The 18,921-nt window shown below is 72.1% G+C and carries 14 protein-coding genes; 6 read left to right on the top strand and 8 right to left on the bottom strand.

The features are described 5' to 3' along the window. Window positions 1-64: 64 nt before the first annotated feature. Entirely contained in the window at window positions 65-901 is an 837-nt protein-coding gene (locus Q7L65_RS25480; protein ID WP_304725906.1) for an undecaprenyl-diphosphate phosphatase, read from the bottom strand. Window positions 902-951: 50 nt separating this feature from the next. Here Q7L65_RS25480 and chrA point away from each other — a divergent pair, with 50 nt between their 5' ends. Then, window positions 952-2,139, top strand: coding sequence for a chromate efflux transporter (chrA, locus tag Q7L65_RS25475; RefSeq protein ID WP_304725904.1), 1,188 nt, complete (start codon window positions 952-954; stop codon window positions 2,137-2,139). Between the two features lie 11 nt (window positions 2,140-2,150). Next, window positions 2,151-3,326 (top strand): Na+/H+ antiporter NhaA, encoded by a 1,176-nt coding sequence (nhaA, locus tag Q7L65_RS25470; protein ID WP_304725899.1) that lies wholly within the window; start codon window positions 2,151-2,153, stop codon window positions 3,324-3,326. Window positions 3,327-3,334: 8 nt separating this feature from the next. Here nhaA and Q7L65_RS25465 read toward each other — a convergent pair whose 3' ends face one another. The 3 genes from Q7L65_RS25465 to Q7L65_RS25455 form a co-directional block, all read right to left on the bottom strand. Beyond that, window positions 3,335-4,381, bottom strand: a complete 1,047-nt coding sequence (locus tag Q7L65_RS25465) for a hemolysin family protein (RefSeq protein WP_304725897.1) — start codon at window positions 4,379-4,381, stop codon at window positions 3,335-3,337. Further along, window positions 4,381-5,730, bottom strand: coding sequence for a hemolysin family protein (locus Q7L65_RS25460; protein WP_304725890.1), 1,350 nt, complete (start codon window positions 5,728-5,730; stop codon window positions 4,381-4,383). The genes Q7L65_RS25465 and Q7L65_RS25460 overlap by 1 nt, the downstream gene beginning before the upstream one ends. A 126-nt stretch (window positions 5,731-5,856) precedes the next feature. Next, window positions 5,857-8,001 (bottom strand): hypothetical protein, encoded by a 2,145-nt coding sequence (locus Q7L65_RS25455; RefSeq protein WP_304725888.1) that lies wholly within the window; start codon window positions 7,999-8,001, stop codon window positions 5,857-5,859. Window positions 8,002-8,241: 240 nt separating this feature from the next. Here Q7L65_RS25455 and Q7L65_RS25450 point away from each other — a divergent pair, with 240 nt between their 5' ends. Continuing rightward, entirely contained in the window at window positions 8,242-8,814 is a 573-nt protein-coding gene (locus Q7L65_RS25450) for a TetR/AcrR family transcriptional regulator (RefSeq protein ID WP_304725886.1), read from the top strand. A 43-nt stretch (window positions 8,815-8,857) separates the two neighbouring features. Here the strand turns inward: Q7L65_RS25450 and Q7L65_RS25445 are convergent, their stop codons facing one another. Then, window positions 8,858-9,055, bottom strand: coding sequence for a hypothetical protein (locus tag Q7L65_RS25445; RefSeq protein ID WP_304725883.1), 198 nt, complete (start codon window positions 9,053-9,055; stop codon window positions 8,858-8,860). 30 nt (window positions 9,056-9,085) lie between these two features. On the opposite strand from Q7L65_RS25445, the gene Q7L65_RS25440 reads away from it, so the two are divergent. Next, a complete protein-coding gene (locus tag Q7L65_RS25440; protein ID WP_304725881.1) occupies window positions 9,086-10,732 on the top strand; it encodes an alkaline phosphatase D family protein in 1,647 nt (548 codons plus the stop codon). A 5-nt stretch (window positions 10,733-10,737) separates the two neighbouring features. Here Q7L65_RS25440 and Q7L65_RS25435 read toward each other — a convergent pair whose 3' ends face one another. Continuing rightward, complete coding sequence (locus Q7L65_RS25435; protein ID WP_304725877.1) at window positions 10,738-11,556, bottom strand: helix-turn-helix domain-containing protein; 819 nt, start codon at window positions 11,554-11,556, stop codon at window positions 10,738-10,740. After that, window positions 11,553-12,152: a TetR/AcrR family transcriptional regulator gene (locus Q7L65_RS25430; RefSeq protein ID WP_304725874.1), complete on the bottom strand. Its 600-nt coding sequence runs from the start codon at window positions 12,150-12,152 to the stop codon at window positions 11,553-11,555. The genes Q7L65_RS25435 and Q7L65_RS25430 overlap by 4 nt, the downstream gene beginning before the upstream one ends. A gap of 59 nt (window positions 12,153-12,211) precedes the next feature. Here Q7L65_RS25430 and Q7L65_RS25425 point away from each other — a divergent pair, with 59 nt between their 5' ends. Then, a complete protein-coding gene (locus tag Q7L65_RS25425; RefSeq protein ID WP_304725871.1) occupies window positions 12,212-13,057 on the top strand; it encodes an alpha/beta fold hydrolase in 846 nt (281 codons plus the stop codon). 190 nt (window positions 13,058-13,247) lie between these two features. Beyond that, window positions 13,248-14,885 (top strand): ABC-F family ATP-binding cassette domain-containing protein, encoded by a 1,638-nt coding sequence (locus Q7L65_RS25420; RefSeq protein WP_304725869.1) that lies wholly within the window; start codon window positions 13,248-13,250, stop codon window positions 14,883-14,885. A 53-nt stretch (window positions 14,886-14,938) separates the two neighbouring features. Here Q7L65_RS25420 and Q7L65_RS25415 read toward each other — a convergent pair whose 3' ends face one another. After that, entirely contained in the window at window positions 14,939-18,751 is a 3,813-nt protein-coding gene (locus Q7L65_RS25415; RefSeq protein WP_304725908.1) for an alpha-L-rhamnosidase N-terminal domain-containing protein, read from the bottom strand. Window positions 18,752-18,921 lie beyond the last annotated feature (170 nt).

The following is an 18,921-nucleotide window of genomic DNA, read 5'->3' as shown; positions in this document are numbered from 1 at the left end:
AACACCAAGCCATCGGCCGACAAACCCCAGCCAACCGCCTAAACAACCTGCTTGGGACTTACAGCTAGGTCGCGCTCAGCACGCCGGTCGCGGCGAGCAGCAGCACGAGCGTCCCGAGCACGACGCGATAGACGATGAATATCGCGTACGTGTGCCCGGCGATGAATCTCAGCAGCCACGAGACGGCGAAGTAGGCGACGACGAAGCTGACGACGGTCGCGACGATCGTCGGCCCCCAGCCGACGCCGTTGGAGATGTCGGAGAACTTCGTCACCGTCTGCAGCACGCCGGCGGCCGTCAGCGCCGGGATCGAGAGGAAGAACGACAGGCGCGTGACGGTGACGCGGTCGAGCCCGCGCAGCAGGCCCGCCGACATCGTCGCGCCCGAGCGCGAGACGCCCGGGATCAGCGCCAGGCACTGCGTCAGGCCAATGATCAGCGTGTCCTTGCGCGTGACGTCCTTCTCGTGGCGTTCCTGCGTCGCGTTGAGGTCGGCCCAGAACATCACGAAGCTCCACAGGATCAGCGCCGAGCCGACGAACCAGAGGCTGCGCAGCGTCGTCTCGATCTGATCCTGGAACAGCAGGCCGACGATCCCGATCGGGATCGAGCCGATCAGGACCGCGATCGCGAACTTGAAGTCGAGCTTGGCGCGCTCCTGCGGCGTCCGCAGGCCGCGGAAGAACGCGAGCAGGATCCGTCTGATGTCCTCGCGCAGGAACAGCAGCGTCGCGAACACCGCGCCGACCTGGATGATCGCCGTGAACGCGGTGATGTCGGGATCGTCGAGCTTGAAGCCGAACGCCGACTCGAGGATCGTCAGATGGCCCGTGCTGGAGATCGGCAGGAATTCGGTGACGCCCTCGACGGCTCCGAGGACGATCGCTTGCCAGAGATCCATGCGCCCGGCAGGCTACCTGACCGCGCCGGCCGACTATCGTGCGCGGCACCGTGCCTGCGCCCGCGACCGCTCCGACGCTGGGCACGATCGTCCGCGAATGGGGCCGGATCGGCTGCCTCGGCTTCGGCGGGCCGCCCGCCCACGTGCAGCTGCTGCGCGAGCTGGTCGTGACGCGCCGCGGCTGGCTCGCCTCCGACGACTTCGAGCACGGGATCGCGGCGACCAACGTGCTGCCCGGCCCGGCCTCGACGCAGCTGGCGATCTACTGCGCCTGGCGCCTGCGCGGCATCGCCGGCGCGTTGGTCGGCGGTGCGGCCTTCATCGTGCCGGGGCTGGTGCTGATCATCCTGCTGGCGGCGCTGTTCCTCGGCCACCCGCCCGACTGGATCCGCGGCGTCGGCGCCGGAGCGGGCGCGGTCGTCGCGGCCGTCGCGGTGCAGGCCGGCGTCTCGCTGATGCCGGGCAGCTGGTCGCGCGCGGCCGGCCAGGCGCACCGCGCGCGTTGGATCGGCTACCTGCTCGCCGGCGCCGTCTCCACGGCGCTGCTGGGCCCGTGGCTCGTGCTGGTGCTGCTGGCGTGCGGCGCGATCGAGCTGCTGTGGCGGCGGGCGGACGCCGGCCGCGCATCCGGCACGTCCGGCTGCGCCCGCGCGATCGCCTGGCCGCCGCTGCTCGTGCTCGCCGCCGCCACCGTGACCGCCGGCGGCCTCGCCGCGCTCTGCTGGACCGCCTTCAAGGTCGGCGCGCTCTCCTACGGCGGCGGCTTCGTGATCATCCCGTTGATGCAGGCCGACGCGGTCGAGCACTACCGCTGGATGACCGACGGCGAGTTCCTCAACGCCGTCGCGCTCGGCCAGGCGACCCCCGGCCCGGTGACGCAGACGATCGCCGTCGTCGGCTACGCCGCGCACGGCCTCGGCGGCGCGCTGCTGGCGTCGCTGGTCGCGTTCGCGCCGTCGTTCTCGTTCATCCTGCTCGGCGCCGACCGCTTCGACCGCCTGCGCACCCAGCCCGACGCGCGCGCCTTCCTCGACGGCGCCGGCCCGGCCGCGATCGGCGCGATCGTCGGCTCCGCGATCCCGCTCGCGCTCGGCCTCTCGCAGACGTGGCAGATCGCCGTGCTGGCCGGCGGCGCGCTGCTGCTGTTCGTCGCCAGACGCGGCACGGTCACGACCCTGCTGAGCGCGGGCGCCGTCGGCGCGATCGTGGCGCTCGCGGGAGGTCCGCTGTCCGGATAGGGTGCGGGGGAATGAGCATCCGCACCAAGGTCGTCGACCCGCTGAGCGACTTCCTCGACGACGAGGTCGTCGGCGGGCTGGTGCTGCTGCTGGCCGCGATCGTCGCGCTGGTGTGGGCCAACAGCCCGTGGAGCGACGCCTACTTCGACCTCTGGCACACGCACGTCGACGTCGGGATCGGCGACGCGGCGATCGACCTCGACCTGCACGGCTGGGTCAACGACCTGCTGATGGCCGTCTTCTTCTTCGTCGTCGGGATGGAGATCAAGCGCGAGCTGGTGACCGGCGAGCTGCAGGACCGCCGCGCGGCCGCGCTGCCCGCGATCGCCGCGGCCGGCGGGGTCGCGCTGCCGGCGCTGATCTTCACGCTGATCGTCGCCGGCGGCGAGGCGGCGAAGGGCTGGGCGATCCCGGCCGCGACCGACATCGCCTTCGCGGTCGGCGTGCTCGCGCTGCTCGGCTCCCGCGTCAGCTCGGGGGTGCGGCTGTTCCTGCTGACGATCGCGATCGTCGACGACGTCATCGCGATCGCGATCATCGCGATCTTCTACGCCGACGGACTGTCGATCGGCTGGGCCGCGGTCGCGATCGCCGGCCTGTCCGCCGTCGTCCTCTTCCAGCGCCTCGGCGTCACGCGCATGTGGGCGTACGCGCCGCTGGCGCTGCTGGTCTGGGTCGCGGTCTACGAGTCGGGCGTGCACGCGACGATCGCGGGCGTCGCGCTCGGGCTGCTCGTGCCAGCGCGCCCGTTCCGCGGCCGCGACGTCCACAGCCGGCTGGAGCACCGCCTGCACCCCGTCAGCGCCTACGCGATCGTGCCGCTGTTCGCGCTCGCCAACGCCGGCGTCGACTTCGGTGGCGGCGCCTTGAGCGACGCGCTCTCCAGCCGCCTCACGTGGGCGGTCGCGGCCGCGCTCGTGCTCGGCAAGCTGATCGGCATCTCCGGCGCGACGCTGCTGGCGCTGAAGCTGCGGATCGGCACGCTGCCGGGCGGGATGGCGCGCGGTCAGGTGTTCGGCGTCGGCGCGCTCGGCGGGATCGGCTTCACCGTCTCGCTGTTCATCGCCGACCTCGCCTTCACCGATCCGCGGCTGACCGACGCCGCAAAGGTCGGGATCTTCATCGGCTCGATCTGCGGCGGCGTGCTCGGGGCGGTGCTGCTGGTGCGGCGGGGGCGGGCCGGCTGAGCCTGGATCTACGCCGCCCGCGTGCTCTCGTCGCGGATCTCGCCGACCAGCTCTTCCAGCACGTCCTCCAGCGCCGCGACGCCGAGCCGTCTGCCGTCGGGCCCGAGCACCTGCGCGAGGTGCGCGCCGGAGCGCTGCATCGTCGCGAGCACGTGGCGCAGGCGATCGGTCACCGCGACCGCCGGCAGCGGACGGATCCAGCGCTGGGCGATCGGCCGCGTGCGGTGACGCTGTCTCAGCTCCAGCGCATCCTTCAGGTGCAGATAGCCGATGTAGTCGCCGTCGGAGTCGGTGACCGGGAAGCGCGAGAAGCCGGTCGAGGCGGCGACGTCCTCCAGTTCGGCGGGCGTGATCGTGTTCGGGACCGTGACGAGCGTGTCGTTGGGCAGCAGGACCGACCTCGCGTCGCGCTCGGCGAACTTCAGCGCCTCCACCAGCACGTGCCCCTCGGACGGGTCGAGCAGGCCCTCGCGGCGCGACTCCTCCACCAGTCCGGCGACCTCGTCGCGCGTGAACGCGCTCGTGACCTCGTCTCTCGCTCTGATCCCGCCCGCGCGCAGCGTGACGTTCGCGAGCCAGTTCAGCAGCGCGATCGCGGGGTGCAGCAGTCTCACGATCAGGACCATCGGCGGCGCCAGCACGAGCACCGCGCGATCCGGTCCGGCGAGCGCGATGTTCTTCGGCACCATCTCGCCGAGCACGACGTGCAGGAAGCCGATCAGGCTGAGCGCGATCACGAACGCGATCGGGTGGATCAGCGATTCCGGGATCCCGATGCTGTGGAACGGATCCTCCAGCAGGTGCGCGATCGCCGGCTCGCCGAGGACGCCGAGGCCGAGCGTGCAGATCGTGATGCCGAGCTGCGCGCCGGCCAGCATCAGCGAGACGTGCTCCATCCCGTAGAGCGCGACCTTCGCCATCCGGCCGCCCTCGTCGGCGCGCGGCTCGATCGAGCTGCGGCGCGCGGAGATCAGCGCGAACTCCGCGCCGACGAAGAAGGCGTTGAGCGCGAGCAGCAGGACCGTCAGCGCGATCGCGAGCAGGTCCCCCGCCATCAGTCGTCGTCCTCCTCGTCGGGGTCGACGCATTCGGACTCGAACAGGACCCGGTCGACGCGCATGCCGTCGAGCCGCACGACCGTCAGCGTGACCTCGCAGCGGCGGCCTTCGACGTCTCTGGTCTTCAGCACTATCTCGTCGCCGGCGGCCGGCAGGCGGTTCAGCTCGTCCTGGATCAGCCCGCCGATCGTCTCGTACTCCTCGTCCTCAGGGAACAGGACGCCGGTCGCGCGCGCGGCCTCGTCGGGCCGCAGCAGGCCGGACAGGATCCAGCTGCCGTCGGGCCGTCTGCGCGCGCTGAGGTCGCGGCGGTCATGCTCGTCGACGACCTCGCCGACGATCTCCTCGACGACGTCCTCGAGCGTCACGAGCCCGTCGACGCCGCCGAACTCGTCGACGACGACGGCGATCTGCAAGCCGCCCTCGCGCAGGATCGCCAGCAGCGGATCGAGCTCGATCGACGACGGAACCATCACCGGTCTCGACATCACCGCCCTGATCGGGACCGCTTCGCGCCGGTCGAAGGGGACCGAGACGGCGTGCTTGACGTGGACGATGCCGACGACCTCGTCGGACGACTCGCCGACGACCGGGAAGCGCGAGAAGCCGCTCTCGCGCGCCGCCTCGATCACCCTGATGACCGGCTCGTCGTCCTCCAGCGTGCGCATCCGCACGCGCGGCGTCATCACGTCGTCGGCGCGGCGGTCGCCGAACGCAAGCGAGCGCTGCAGCAGCGTCGCGGTCTCCAGCTCCAGCGTGCCCTGCTCGGCGGAGCGCCGCACGAGCGACGTCAGCTCCTCTGCCGAGCGCGCCGAGGCCAGCTCCTCCTGCGGCTCGATCCCGAGTCTGTGCAGGATCGCGTTGGCGACCGAGTTGAACCAGTGGATCAGCCCGTGGTTGACGCGCGTGAAGCCGCGCATGAAGCCCTGCACCGCGCGGGCGGTCTGCAGCGGGCGCGCGATCGCGAGGTTCTTCGGCACCAGCTCGCCGAGCACCATCGTGAAGACGGTCGAGATGATCAGCGCGAGCGTCAGCGCGACGCCGTGGACGGCGCCGCTGGGCACGCCGAAGGTCTCCAGCGGCCCGTCGATCAGCTCCGCGATCGCCGGTTCCGAGAGGAAGCCGATCAGCAGGTTCGTGACGGTGATGCCGAGCTGCGCGCCGGACAGCTGGGTCGAGAGCGATCTGAGCGCTCTCTGCACGCCCCTGGCTCTGGCGTCACCGGACTCGGCGGCGCGGTCGACCGTGGCACGGTCGATCGTCACGAACGAGAACTCGGCCGCGACGAAGAGCCCGCAGATCACGACCAACGCGATCGCGATGAGAACCAGCAGGAGCTCGATCATGGCGCACCCGTACGGCTCCGTCGGAGACGGATGCGCATGGGACTTCTACCGGGAGGGGGTTCGTCTAGGGCGGCGTCGCTCATCGAGCGCTTAATGGGTACCACACGGCGCGGCGCGGCGAGCGAATCAGCCGATCTCCCCGAGCGCGCGGGCCGCTGTGACCGACTGTTCGTTGAGCGTCTTCACCGCGCCGACGACGCCGGAGTTGGAGTAGTAGTCGACCGCGACGACGTTCGGCGTCATCTCGCGCTCACGGGCGCACCGGTCCAGCCGCCGCGCCAGGAAGTCGCCCGCGATCTCCCGGTTGCGGCGCGGGTTCGGCGGGAACGTGTCGATCCAGTGGTTGACCAGCAGCAGCGGGCTGTCGGCGTCGCCGCGCTTGCGTCTGCAGGAGAACTGGCTCGGCTTCGTGGCGCCCAGCGGCGTGTCCTGGAAGAACTCGAACGCGGGCATCAGCCACGGCGGCGCGCCGCCCTCGCCCTCGGTGAAGACGAGCAGCCGGTGGTCCTCCTCGATCAGCTGGCCGAGCGTCGGCATCGGCGCCGTGCGATCCAGCTCGGCGACGTCGTCGAGCAGCCCGGCATGCTTGAAGAGCTGCTCGATCTGCGCCGGTGGGATGTACGGCTCCAGCATGAACAGCAGGACGGTGTCTCTGTGCGTGTCGAGGTAGCGGGCGTAGGCGCGCAGCTGCTCCAGCGCAGGCACCGCGCCCAGCTCGCAGACGGAATGGCACATGAACAGCTCGCGTCTGCCCTCCAGGTCGCCGGCGCCGAGGCGGCCGGCGAGCCGCTCGACGGTCGCGAGGTTTCTCGCCCCGATCGCCTTGCCGACGCGGTTGCGGTCGCTCCCCTCCGCTTCGATGTCGGTCCGCACGAGCTGGTCCGTTCTGACGCCGACGTGGATGTCGAGCAGGAAGCCGCGGATCCCGTCGTCGAGCTGACGCGCGATCCCGAAGCGCTGGTTGGGGATCAGCCAGCCAGGCTCCTCGGCGGCGCTGAACGAGTTGTGCGTCGCCGCGAACGTGTACTCGTCGAGCCGCAGGTCGCAGTACGCCCTCGACCCGTTGCAGCCGGCCGCGGGCGCGGCGGCGAGCGCCGGCGGCTGCGGCGCGTCGGTCGTCAGGAACGCGGCGATCGCGACCGCGGCGACGATCGCGCCGGCCGGGATCGCGAGGCGCGGGGAGAGGTGCGGGAGGCGCACGGGTCTCGACACCGTTCTCGACACCGGCTTCGCCGCCCGCCGCTGCGCGCGCTGCGTGCTCGTCGCGTCGAGCACGGCGGCCAGCTCGGAGATCGCGTAGACGGCGAGGCCGATCGCGGTCAGCCGCAGCGCGAGCGCCGGCTCCCACGCGATCAGCGCGGCGGCGCCGAGCAGGATGCCGGCACGGGCGGCGCGCCAGCGCGGCGCGCGCGCCTGGCGCACGCGCGAGAGCGTCGTGAAGAGGCGGCCGACGGCACCCTGCTCGTCGCGACGGGCGGCCGCGACGGCTGCGAGCACGAGCGCGGCCAGCAGCAACGTCTGCGCCCACACGCCGAGGTCGCCCAGCAGCGCGTTCCAGAGCGCGCCCGCGGCGGCGGCGACGTCGGGATCGGCGTCGTCTCCCGGCACGGCCATCCCGCGTGCCCAGGCGAGCAGCACCATCAGCAGCGTGCAGGCGACCGCGACCGACGCGCCGAGCTGCACGAGCGCGCGGCGGCGGTTGTCGCGCGCGAGGAAGAGCGCGGCGACAGCGCACGCGAGCGCCAGCAGCGGCGTGACGATCGCGACCCAGCCGCCGAGCTTGGTGACGCGCCGTACCGACACCAGCGCGGGCTCGTCGGACGGGATCCGCAACACCTCCGGGTCGAAGCCGTCGGGGATCGAGTCCGCGATTCTCGGCGAGATGCTGCGTACGCCCTCCAGCACGATCTGGGTGCCGCGGCCGAGGTCGAGCACGAACGTGCCGACCTCGCCGGTGACGAGGAACGCGTGCGCGTCGTTGGCGGCGGCGCGCGCGAGCTGACGCACGACGGGCGTTCCCAGCAGCGCCTCGATGCCCTCGATCGCGAGCGGCCGCGTGACCAGCAGCTCGTCCGCGCCGGCGTCGACCGCCGCGTCGACGATCCGCTCGGCCGCGACCGCGCGGACCGGCTGCGACGTGACGGCCGCGCCGACGCGATCGGCGAGCTGCTCCTTGTCGAGCAACTGCGTCCGCACGTACGCCGCCGGCAGCGCGACGAACGTCAGCAGCCCGGCCAGGCAGATCAGCAGCGGGACGACGACGCGGCGCATGCCGCGTAGTTCATCACGGCACGGGGCGATGCGTGCGCGGCCCGCATCAGGTTCAGGCGGCGCCGGGATCGAGGAAGCCAGTGACCTGTCGGAAGCGCCCGTCAGCCGCGACCGTCGCGAAGTCGACGCCGACCGCGGCGGGCGCGTGCTCGACGACCTCCTGCGGAGTGGATCGTGTTGACGCACCGCACGCAACTAGGATGGGTGTCCTAGTCGAGCCCGAACCGGCGGAGCGCAGCGATGGCATCGGACAGTCGTGAGCGGATGGTGCGCAGCGCCGCGGTGCTGCTGCGCGAGCACGGCTACGCCGGCACCGGCTTTCGCGACGTGATCGCGCACAGCGACGCGCCGTGGGGCTCGATCTACCACCACTTCCCGGGCGGCAAGGCGCAGCTCGCCGAGGAGGCCGTCCGCTACGCCGGCGACTTCGTCGCGCAGCTGATCGAGCACAGCCCGCCCGACGATCCGATCGCGACGCTGCGCGCGTTCGTCGCGATCTGGAAGCAGGGGCTGGAAGCGAGCGACTTCCGCGCCGGCTGCCCCGTCGTCGCGGTCGCGACCGAGGCGCCGGCCGACCAGCCCGCGCTCGGCGAGGCCGCCGCGCACGCGTTCGCCTCGTGGGAGCAGGCGCTGTCGGCGACGCTGCGCCGCGCCGGCGTCCCGCGCGCCCGCTCGCGCCGCCTCGCGACGATCACCGTCGCGGCGATCGAGGGCGCAATCGTCCTCTGCCGCACCCGCCGCAGCACCAGACCGCTCGACGACGTCGGCAAGGAGCTGGAGCTGACGATCAAGGACGCGATACGCGCGCAGTGAGCGATTCGAGCGCCGTCGTGCGCGCGGCGCCCGCTGCTGGCGCTCAGTCCCGCGCCGTCACGCGGTCGAGTTCGATCTCGACGCCCTCGCGCGTGTCGGGGAAGACGACGTAGGCGAGCGGGGGGCCGCCGAAGAAGGTCGCGTTGTCGCCACCGCCGACGAAGATCGCCTCGCGCGCGGTGCCGTCGGGGCCGTGCACCCAGACTCTCTGACCCTGGTGGAACATCGCGTCGTCATTCATGCGGCGAACGCTAGCGGGTAGGACTGCGGCGTGCCCAATCTCCTGCTCGGTCCGATCCTGCGCCATGTCGGACCCAACGACGCGACCGTCTGGGTCGAGACCGACGCGGCGTGCGAGGTCGAAGCGCTCGGCTCGTCGACCCGCACGTTCTGCGTCGCGGGCCATCACTACGCGCTCCTCGTCGTCGACGGGCTCGCGGCCGGCAGCGCGCACGAGTACGACGTGCGACTGAACGGCGTCGGCGTCTGGCCCGCCGCGGGCGAGCCGCGCGGCTGCGTGCGGACCCCGCGCCGCGACGACGCGCTGCGCCTCGCGTTCGCCTCCTGCCGCGTCGCCGCGCCGCACGAGCCGCCCTACACGCTGTCGAAGACCGACGACGAGCGCGGCCGCGGCGTCGACGCGCTCGCGGCGCTGGCGCGCAGGATGAGCGGCACCGCCCCGGACGCGTGGCCCGACGCGCTGCTGCTGGTCGGCGACCAGGTCTACGCCGACGAGGTCACGCCCGCGATCAGGGAGCGGATGCGCGCGCGGCACGGCGACCGCGACGCGCCGCTGGAGGTCGCCGACTTCGAGGAGTACACCTGGCTCTACCACGAGGCCTGGGGCGACGACGCGATCCGCTGGCTGCTGGCGTCGATCCCCAGCGCGATGGTCTTCGACGACCACGACGTGCGCGACGACTGGAACACGTCCGGCACCTGGGTCAGGCAGATCCGCGAGCTGCCGTGGTGGCGCGAGCGGCTGATCGGCGCCTACATGTCGTACTGGCTCTACCAGCACCTCGGCAACCTCTCCCCCGCCGAGCTGCGCGCCGACGAGACGCTCGCCGCGCTGCGCGCCCACGGCGGCGACGGCGAGCCGCTGCTGCGCGCGTTCGCCGAGCGCGCGGCCGATGAGGTCGCCGGCACGCGCTGGTCGTTCCGGCGCGACTTCGGCCGCACGCGGCTGGTCGTGCTCGACTCGCGCGCCGGGCGGATCGTCGCCGACGACCGTCACCGCCAGATGCTCTCCGACGAGCAGTGGGAGTGGGTCGGAGCGCAGATCAGCGGCGACGTCGACCACCTCCTGATCGCAACCTCGCTGCCGTTCCTGATGGCGCCCGCGCTGCACGACGCGGAGGCGTGGAACGAGGCCGTCTGCGCCGGCGCGTGGGGCGGGCTGGCCGCGCGCCTGGGCGAGAAGCTGCGCCAGGGGCTCGATCTGGAGCACTGGCCCGCGTTCCAGCACAGCTTCAACCGTCTCGCCGAGGAGCTGCGCGCGGTCGCCTGCGGCGAGCGCGGCCCGGCGCCCGGCTCGATCGTGCTGCTGTCCGGCGACGTCCATCACGCCTACGTCGCACAGGCCGCCTTCCCGCGCGGCAGCGGCGCGCAGAGCGTCGTCGTGCAGGCCGTCTGCTCGCCGATGCGCAACCCGCTCGACGCGCGCGAGCGCCGCTTCCTCAGAGCGATGCACAGACGCCCCGCCGCGTTCGTCGCGAGACTGCTGGCGCGCGCGGCGCGTGTGCCGGCGCCGCGGATGCAATGGAGACTGCTGGCGCCGGCGACGTTCGACAATCACGTCGGCACATTGGAGCTGGACGGGCGCGGCGCCCACATGCGCGTCGAGTGCACGCGACCGGAGGAGTGGCGCGAACCCGAGCTGCACACGAGCTTCGAGCGCACGCTGGCGCGGATCTGAGCCGGCTATGCCGCCATCATCCGCGCCGCCGCCGCGCACGCGCCTGCGTACTCTGCCGGCGTCCGCCCGATCACGCCCTTGAACTCCTTGATGAAGTGGGCCTGGTCGAAATACCCCAGGTCGACGGCGAGGCCGGCGAGGTCGAGCGCCGGCTGCTCGGCGATCCGTTCGGCGGCGGTCTGCAGCCGATGGCGCTGCACGACCCACTTCGGGCTCACACCGACGTACTCGTGGAACAGCCGCTGCAACGTGCGCGTCGAGACGTGGCAGCGCGCGGCGAGCTGGTCGACGCGCCGGATCTGCGGCTCGTCCAGCAGCAGTTGCACGATCGCGGCGACCTCCGCGACGCGCGCGTCGCCGCCGTCGTGGCGGTTGCGCAGGAACGCCTCGACGTGCGCGATCCGCGCCGGCGTCGTCTCCTCCCCGCGCACGCGCCGCTCCAGCCGCTCGGCGGCGCCGCGGCCGACCAGCTCGTGCAGCGGCACGATCCTGTCGGTCAGCGTCGCGACCGCGACGTCGGCGAACGGGCGAAAGCCGCCGGGCAGGAATCTCGTGCCGAGCACCCAGCCGCGGCCGCGCAGCTCGTGGCTCGTGCTCGTCGTGCCGACGCCCCAGACGAACGCGCCGTCAGGCTCGAACGAGAGGTTGACGTTGGGGTGCGTGAGGATCTGCTGTGCGAACGGCGGGCGCCCGCGCAAGTCCCACGCGACTGTCCAGTGCTGCGCGATCACGTCGCGCAGGTCCAGCGCCGGCGCGTGACGGGCGAGCCGGAAGGTCGCCTGCCCGGTATCGGGCTCGAGGATCCCGCGCGTTGCGCCGCTCACGACCGCTCCAGTCCCGCGAGCACCGCGTGCAGCACGGCGCGCATCTGCGCGCGTGCGGCGGCTTGGTCGTCGGCGCGTGCGACGAACAGCGCGGCCTCGTCGATCGCGCCGATCAGCACGTGCGCGAGCGGGCGAACCGGCTGCTGCGGGATCCGCCCGACGGCGATCACCGCGTTCAGCGCCGCCTCGACGAGGCCCATCGCGCTCGCCTGCCCGGCGTCGCGCCAGCGCTCCCAGCCGAGCACGGCCGGCGCCTCGATCAGCGCGATCCGCTGCACGTCCGGCGCACTCGACAGCTCCAGCCACGCGTCGACGCCGGCGCGCAGCAGCTCCGACGGATCGGTGAGCTCGGCGAGCCGCAGCGCGATCTGCTCGGCGACCTCCTGCGCGACCTGCTCGTAGACGGCGACGAACAGCTCCGTCTTGTCCGCGAACTGGTGGTAGAGCGCACCGCGGGTGACGCCGGCCGCTCTGACGATCGTCTCGGTCCCGACGGCGGCGAAGCCGTGCTCGGCGAACAGCGGCCGCGCGGCAGCGAGCAGCGCGGCGCGCGTGGTCGTCGATCGGTCTCTCTGCGTACGACGGTTGACGCTCATACAGACTGTACGTATGTTAATGGAAACACTGCTTGAAGACTATGGCGAGAGGAGCCGGAATGCCCGAGATCAGGCTTGAACAGGGAACGGTCCGCTACCGCGAGCAGGGGCCGGCCGACGGTCCGCCCGTGCTGTTCGCGCACGGCTTCCTCGTCGACGGATCGCTGTGGGACGAGGTCGCGGACGCGCTCGCGGCACGCGGCTACCGCACGCTGCAGCCCGACCTGCCGCTCGGTGCGCACAAGCTCGCGCTGAATCCCGACGCCGACCTCTCGCCACGCGGGGTCGCGCGCCTGATCGTCGGCTTCGCGACCGCGCTGGAACTGGAGGACGTGACGCTCGTCGGCAACGACAGCGGCGGCGCGCTGTGCCAGTTCGTGCTCGACACCGACGCGTCGCGAATCGGCCGCGTCGTGCTGACCAACTGCGACGGGATCGAGGTCTTTCCGCCGAAGCCGTTCGACATCCTGCTGAAGCTCGCCTGCCGTCCGCGCCTGTTCCACGCCGTGATGCAGGGGATGCGCCTGACCGCGCTGCGCCACGGCCCGCTCGGCTTCGGCCTGCTCGTGCAGCGACCGCTGGCCGCGCAGCAGTCGCGCGGCTGGGTGATGCCGTACCTGACCGACGCCGGCGTGCGCCGTGACGCAGCCGCCTTCTGCCGCGGGATCGACCCGGCCGAGCTGTCCGGCATCGCGACCCGCCTGCGCCGCTTCCCCGGCCAGGTGCTGCTCTGCTGGGCCCCGCGCGACCGCTTCTTCACGATCGAGCTCGGCCGCCGTTTGGAGGCGTGCTTCGCCGACGCGCGTCTTGTCGAGATCCCCGACGCCCGCACCTTCGTCCCCCACGACCAACCGCTGCGTCTCGCCGACGAGGTCGCTGCCTTCGCCGCGCGCGTGCCGGCCTGACGACGATCAGGCGCTCAGTCGGTGGAACGTGGCGCTTGCGCGCCTCGCGGAGGCCGTGCTACCTTGCCCGTCGGCCTCCGGGCCCGCCTATGCGCTTCTTCGACTGACAGCCGCCACGAGCAGCGACCGGTTCCTGACCGGTCGTCGCGGCCGTCCCGTTCGAAGACCTCGCGCATCGAAGGAGCACTGCATGTCATCGGCGTTGCTCGACGCCTCACAGATCATCCGCCGGCACGGCACCCGCACCGTGCTCGACCGCGTCGACCTGCGCGTCGACGCGCGCAGCCGGATCGCGCTCGTCGGGCCCAACGGGTCCGGCAAGTCGACGCTGCTGCGGATCCTCGCCGGGCTGGAGACGCCTGACGGCGGCTCGGTTCGGCGTGCGGGGAGCGTCGGCTATCTGCCGCAGCTCGCGGGTGAGGGCAGCGTGACCGTCCGCGAGACGATCCTCGAACGGATCGGCGTCGCGCCGGCCGCGCGCACGCTCGACCACCTCACCGGCGTGCTCGACAGCGGCGACCTCGAGGTGATCGAAGTGCACGCCGAAGCACTGCTGCGCTGGATCACGCTCGGCGGTGCCGACGCGGACGCGCGGCTCGGCGCAGCCGCTGACGAGCTGGGGCTCGGCGCCGCGCTGCTGGACCGGCCGCTCAGCACGCTCTCGGGCGGGCAGGCGGCGCGCGCGGGGCTGGCAGCGCTGCGCACCTCGCGCTTCGACGTCGTGCTGCTCGACGAGCCGACCAACCACCTCGACGCGGACGGGCTGCGACGGCTGTCGCAGCTGCTGACCGAGCGTGCCGGCGGGATCGTGCTCGTCTCGCACGACCGCGCGCTGCTGGCCGAGGCCGCCGACGAGGTCGTCGCGCTCGACCCGCACAGCGGCGGCGCCCACCGATACGCCGGCGGCTGGGACGCGTACGAGCGCGAGCGCGACGCCGAGCGCGAGCGCGCACGTGCGGCCCACGACGAGGCGATCGCCAAGCGCGCGCAGCTGCGCACCGCCGCGAGCGAGGAGCGCCGCCGCGCGGCCGGGACCACGCGCAAGCTCGACCGCCGCCCGCGCGACGGCGACAAGCACGTGAAGGAGTGGTTCGCCGCGCGCGCCGACGGCGTCGCGCACCGCGCCTCCGTCGTCGCCCGTCGCGCAGAGCGGATCGAGGTGCCGGACAAGCCGTGGGAGCAGCGCCCGCTGCGGCTGCGGCTGACCGCGGCCGAGCGGCGCGGCGGCGCCGTCGTCACGCTGGAGCAGGCGACGATCACGCGCGGAACCGGCTCGTTCGTGCTCGGTCCGCTGGACTTCGCGGTCGAGCACGGCGACCGCGTGCTCCTCAGCGGTCCCAACGGCAGCGGCAAGTCGACGCTGCTGGGTGCGCTGGAGGGGACGCTTGCGCTGAGCGCCGGAACGCGGCGGCTGGCGTCCGCAGCGGTGATCGCCCAGCTCGGCCAGGCGCGCGACCGGCTCGCCGCCGACGCACGGCCGCTGGCCGCGGCGGTGCGGGAGCTGACCGGGCTCGGCGAGGCCGACGCACGCACCGCGCTGGCCGCCTACGGCTTGGAGGCCGACGCCGCGCAGCAACCGGCCTCGACGCTGTCGCCCGGCGAGCGCACGCGCGCGGAGCTGGCCGTGCTCGCCCATCGCCGCGCGACCTGCCTGCTGCTCGACGAGCCGACCAACCACCTCGACGTCGAATCGCTGCAGACGCTCGAGGCGGCGCTCGCGGACTGGCCCGGCGCGCTCGTCGTCGCCACGCACGACCGCCGCCTGCGCGAAGCGCTCGCGCTCACGCGGGAGGTGGCGGTGAACCCGTCCAGAAGGACGATCGTCTGACGGTGTGTTCCCGCGCCGCCGGCGGAGTCCGGCGGCGCGGGGACGGGACCGTCCTAGTGCTTCGCCTTCGGCTTCGGCTTGGCCGCTCTGACGATCGTGAAGCGCACGACCTTCGAGCTGCTCTTGTTGCCGGCCGCGTCACTCGCGACCAGCGTCAGCCGGTAGCTGCCGGGCACGCGCGTGCCGAGCTTGAGCTTCAGCGTCCGTCTGCCGGCGGACAGTCTCGTCGAGACTGCCTTGCCGGAACTGCGCCAGCGGCCCTTGACCGAGCGCTGCACCGTGACGCGCACCGTCGCGCGCTCGGACAGTCTCAGCGACAGCGCCAGCGTGCCGCGCGCGCGGATGCGCGTGCCGCGCGGCAGCTTGAGGCTGCTGATGCTGGGCTTGACCGTGTCTCTGGCGACCGGCGGGTTGGCCGGCGGATTCGCGGGCGGGTTGACGGGCGGGTTCACCGGCGGATCGACCGGCGGGTTCACCGGCGGATCGACGGGCGGATCGACCGGCGTGTCCGGCGTCGTCGGCGCGAAGTGCGACGCGCCCGAGCCGACGCTGAAGACGGCCGCGCCGTCCTCGATCCGCTCGAACTTCGGCGCACCCGCGCCGCTCGCCGCGACGTAGGCCGGATCGCTGACGCCGGGGATGTGCACCTCGGCGCGGACGTTGACCGGCACGTCCGTGTTCAGCTCGACGCCTCTGTCGGTGCGGACCCAGTCGACGTCGACCGTGCCGCGCTGCGTCCAGACCGAGCCTCTGATCGTCTTCGGCGAGTTCGCGTCGGTGAGCGTCGGCGGCGCGATCTTGACCGTCGCGGCACCGGGCGAGGTGACCTCGACGCCGAGCAGCGTCTCGATCATGTCGACGATGCCCCACGAGCCCCAACCGTGCGAGTGGCTCTCGCTGTTGGTCTGCGAGGCGTCTCTGCATGGCGAGACGGTCGCGCATGCCGGGCTCCACTGCTCCCACATGAACGTGCCGCCCTCGGCGAGCGTGCGCGCGGGACCATCGGCTCTGGCGTCGGTCATCAGCTTGACGATCTGGTCGTCGCGACCGGCGAGCGCCAGCGACTTCAGCAGCACGTGCCACGTCATCGGGCCCTGTCTCATGCCCTGCGCCGTGATCTCGTCGGCCAGTCTCGGCCAGTCCGATCTCGGCGCGACGCCGAAGTAGATCGGGTACGTCTGCGCGTGCTGCGCGTTGTTGGCGATCTGCGTCCCGTCAGCCTCGGCGAGACCGTCGGTGTACAGGCCGCTCGGCTGCACGAGCTTCTGGTTGATGTTCGTGCTGAGCGCGTCGGCCCAGCCGCCGTACTGCGCGGCCTCGTCGTCGTGCCCGAGCGCGTCGGCCGCGTTCTGCGTCGCGCGGAACGCGCCGACGCCCTCCGCGTTGTGGATCGTGCGGGCGGCGTTGCCGGTGAACGTGTAGCCGTAGCGCATCGGCGCCGGCCAGTCGATGATCCCATATCTGTACGAGCTGGTGCCGCCGGTCAGGTTCCAGACGAGACCCTCGCCCGGACCGTCGCTTCTGACGTCGCGCTGGATGTAGGCCGCGACCTTCTGCATCGCTGGGTAGGCGTCGCTGAGCGTCTTGCGATCGCCCGTCAGCAGGTAGTAGCGCCACACCCAGTCGGGGAACGCCTCGGTGTAGTCCGGGATGTCGCGCATGTTGTCGCCGTTGGGATACACCGAGTTGAGGCGACCCGGCGTCAGCAGCGACTCGTACGAGCACGGCACCTGTCCCGCGGTGCAGTAGCCGCTGGCCGCGGCCTTCCATTTGTGCGTCTGCGAGTAGACGATCTCGCGGATCGCGCGGGCGGTCGCGTTGCGCTCGCCGAGCGCGAGCGTGTTCGCCCACGAGATGTCGATCCCGTCGCCGAGGAAGCCGCCCTTCTCACGCGTCGGCGTGTCGAGGTACGTCTCCTGCGTCGAATCGCGACCCGAGCGCTGCATCAGCTCGAACACGTCGTCGAGCGTCGCGTTGTCTGAGTCGAACGTGGCCGCGTGGCTCTCGGGGTTCTCGGAGTACTGCTCGACCGCGCCGATGTCCGACGGGTCGATCGTCTGACCCGCCGCGCCGCCGGTGATCTGCAGATAGCGCCAGCCGAAGTACGTGTAGCCCTGCGCCGTCTGGTCGCCGTTCTTCTGCGTGTAGAACCACGCGAGGTTCGAACCCTGCGTGTCCTGACCGGTCGTGCCTGCGCGCTCGCCCTCGAGGTATGCGCCGGTCGCGTGGGCTCTCGCGAGCGGTCTGTCGAGCGTGACGACCATCGACGTTCTGTCGGCCGGGTCGGCCGGCAGTCTGATCGCGGCGACCGTCCGCTCCTCGACGTCGCCGGTGCCGAAGTTGACGCCCGGGGCGTCGACCGCGATCCGGTCGCCGACCTGGAAGTCGTTGGCTCTCTCGGATCTCAGGATCGCCAGCTCCGTGGCGCCCGCGGCGACGTCGGCCGAGAGTCTGCCGTTGTTGAGCCGGTAGCTCATCACCATGCTGACCGCGGTGTCCGCGACGCCGTCCTGGAAGCGCACCTGCGGCACCGCCGACATCACGCGGCCGAAGTCCGCGATGACCGTGCCGTCGGCGAGCGTTCTGACCGAGACCGGTCTGAGCGTTCTGTAGGTCAGCTCCGCGATCGCTGGATCGAGGTGCGAGAACGAGTCGCGCACGGGGTTGACCGGACGCGGGTGCGTGCCGACCGAGATCGCGCTCTGCCAGGTCGAGTCGTCGAAGCCGACCGCGTCCCAGCCCGCGATCTCCTGCGTCGCGTCGTAGCGTTCGAGCCGATCGCCGGCGTCGCCGTTGCGCGACGTGATCGTCGCGTTCGTGAACGCCGTGTTCTTGGCGACTCTCCAGCTGCCGTCGGTCACGAACGTCTCGCGCGTGCCGTCGGCGTGGTCGACGACGAACTTCGCCAGCAGGCCTGTCGGGCCCGACAGGTCGGTGACGGCGGCCGCGTTGGCGAAGGAGCCGACGAGCGGGGCGGAGATCGTGATGCCGGTGCCGGACGCGCCGGACGTGCCGATCGACGTCACTCTGACGCGCTCGCTGCCGCCGGCCGGGCCGACGTCGACGTAGTCGCCGACGTCGAAGACGTTGACGGCCGTGACCTTCAGGTTCGTGTCACCGGCCGTGGCCGCGGCGGTCAGTCTCGCGGTGCTGGCGGGACCGTTGGCGCGGCCCTGGCAGGTGCAGGTCCAGTAGTGCGTCTGCGCCGACAGCGCGAGCGGCTGGCCGGCGGCGACGGAGTCGGTGATGTCGGCGACGGCGTACTGGCCCTCGCCGGGGTAGCCGAACGACGCGTCGCGCAGCACCTTTCTGCCGTTGACGTGGATCTCGTACTGCGCCATGCCGGAGGCGTACACGCGAGCGCGCGTGACCGGGCTGGCTGAGATCGACGGGACCTCCTTGCGCAGCAGCGAGAAGTCCTCGGTCGAGTCGTTGCCGGTCGCCGTGGCGCGGCGGATCCACTCGGCGTTGGACCAGTCGTAGTCGCCGATGCCGGTGTCGAAGCGCGCGGTCGAAGCCCAGTCGGACGCCTCGTCGGCGCCGTTCCAGGTCCGCACGGACCACTCGTAGCTCGCGCCGGGCGCGAGATTGGGGCCGCCGTAGGAGACGTAGGACTGGCGGCTGGAGGCGACCTTGCCGCTGTCCCAGACCTGACGGTCGTCGCTGGAGCGGGTCACTCTCAGCTCGTAGGCGCCCTGGACGTCGTCGCCGCGAGCGCTGTTGACGATCCAGCCGAACTGCGGATTGCCGACGACGTTGAGCGGCCGGGCCTGGTTGCGGACGGTCAGCTCGGTCGGCGCGGGGCCGTCGGCCGCCGCGGTCGAGGCCGCGACACCGCCTGACGCCAGTACGCACCCAGCAGTCATCGCCACCCGGGCCAGGGTGGAACTTCCGAAACTTCGCATTGCTCTCCTCGCTGTCCGTCGCGCTCTCTCCTGCGCGAACGCGAGCACTGTATCTCAAATTCTCACCACCTTCACACTTTTCCCACCACGAATCACCACGAAGTGCCCGCTCGACATTCGGGCCAGGCCGG

It is taken from the genome of Conexibacter sp. CPCC 206217, assembly GCF_030646165.1.
Lineage (GTDB): Bacteria > Actinomycetota > Thermoleophilia > Solirubrobacterales > Solirubrobacteraceae > Conexibacter.
The sequence above is the reverse complement of the archived record's forward strand: the minus strand, read 5'-3'. Positions and strand labels throughout refer to the sequence as shown.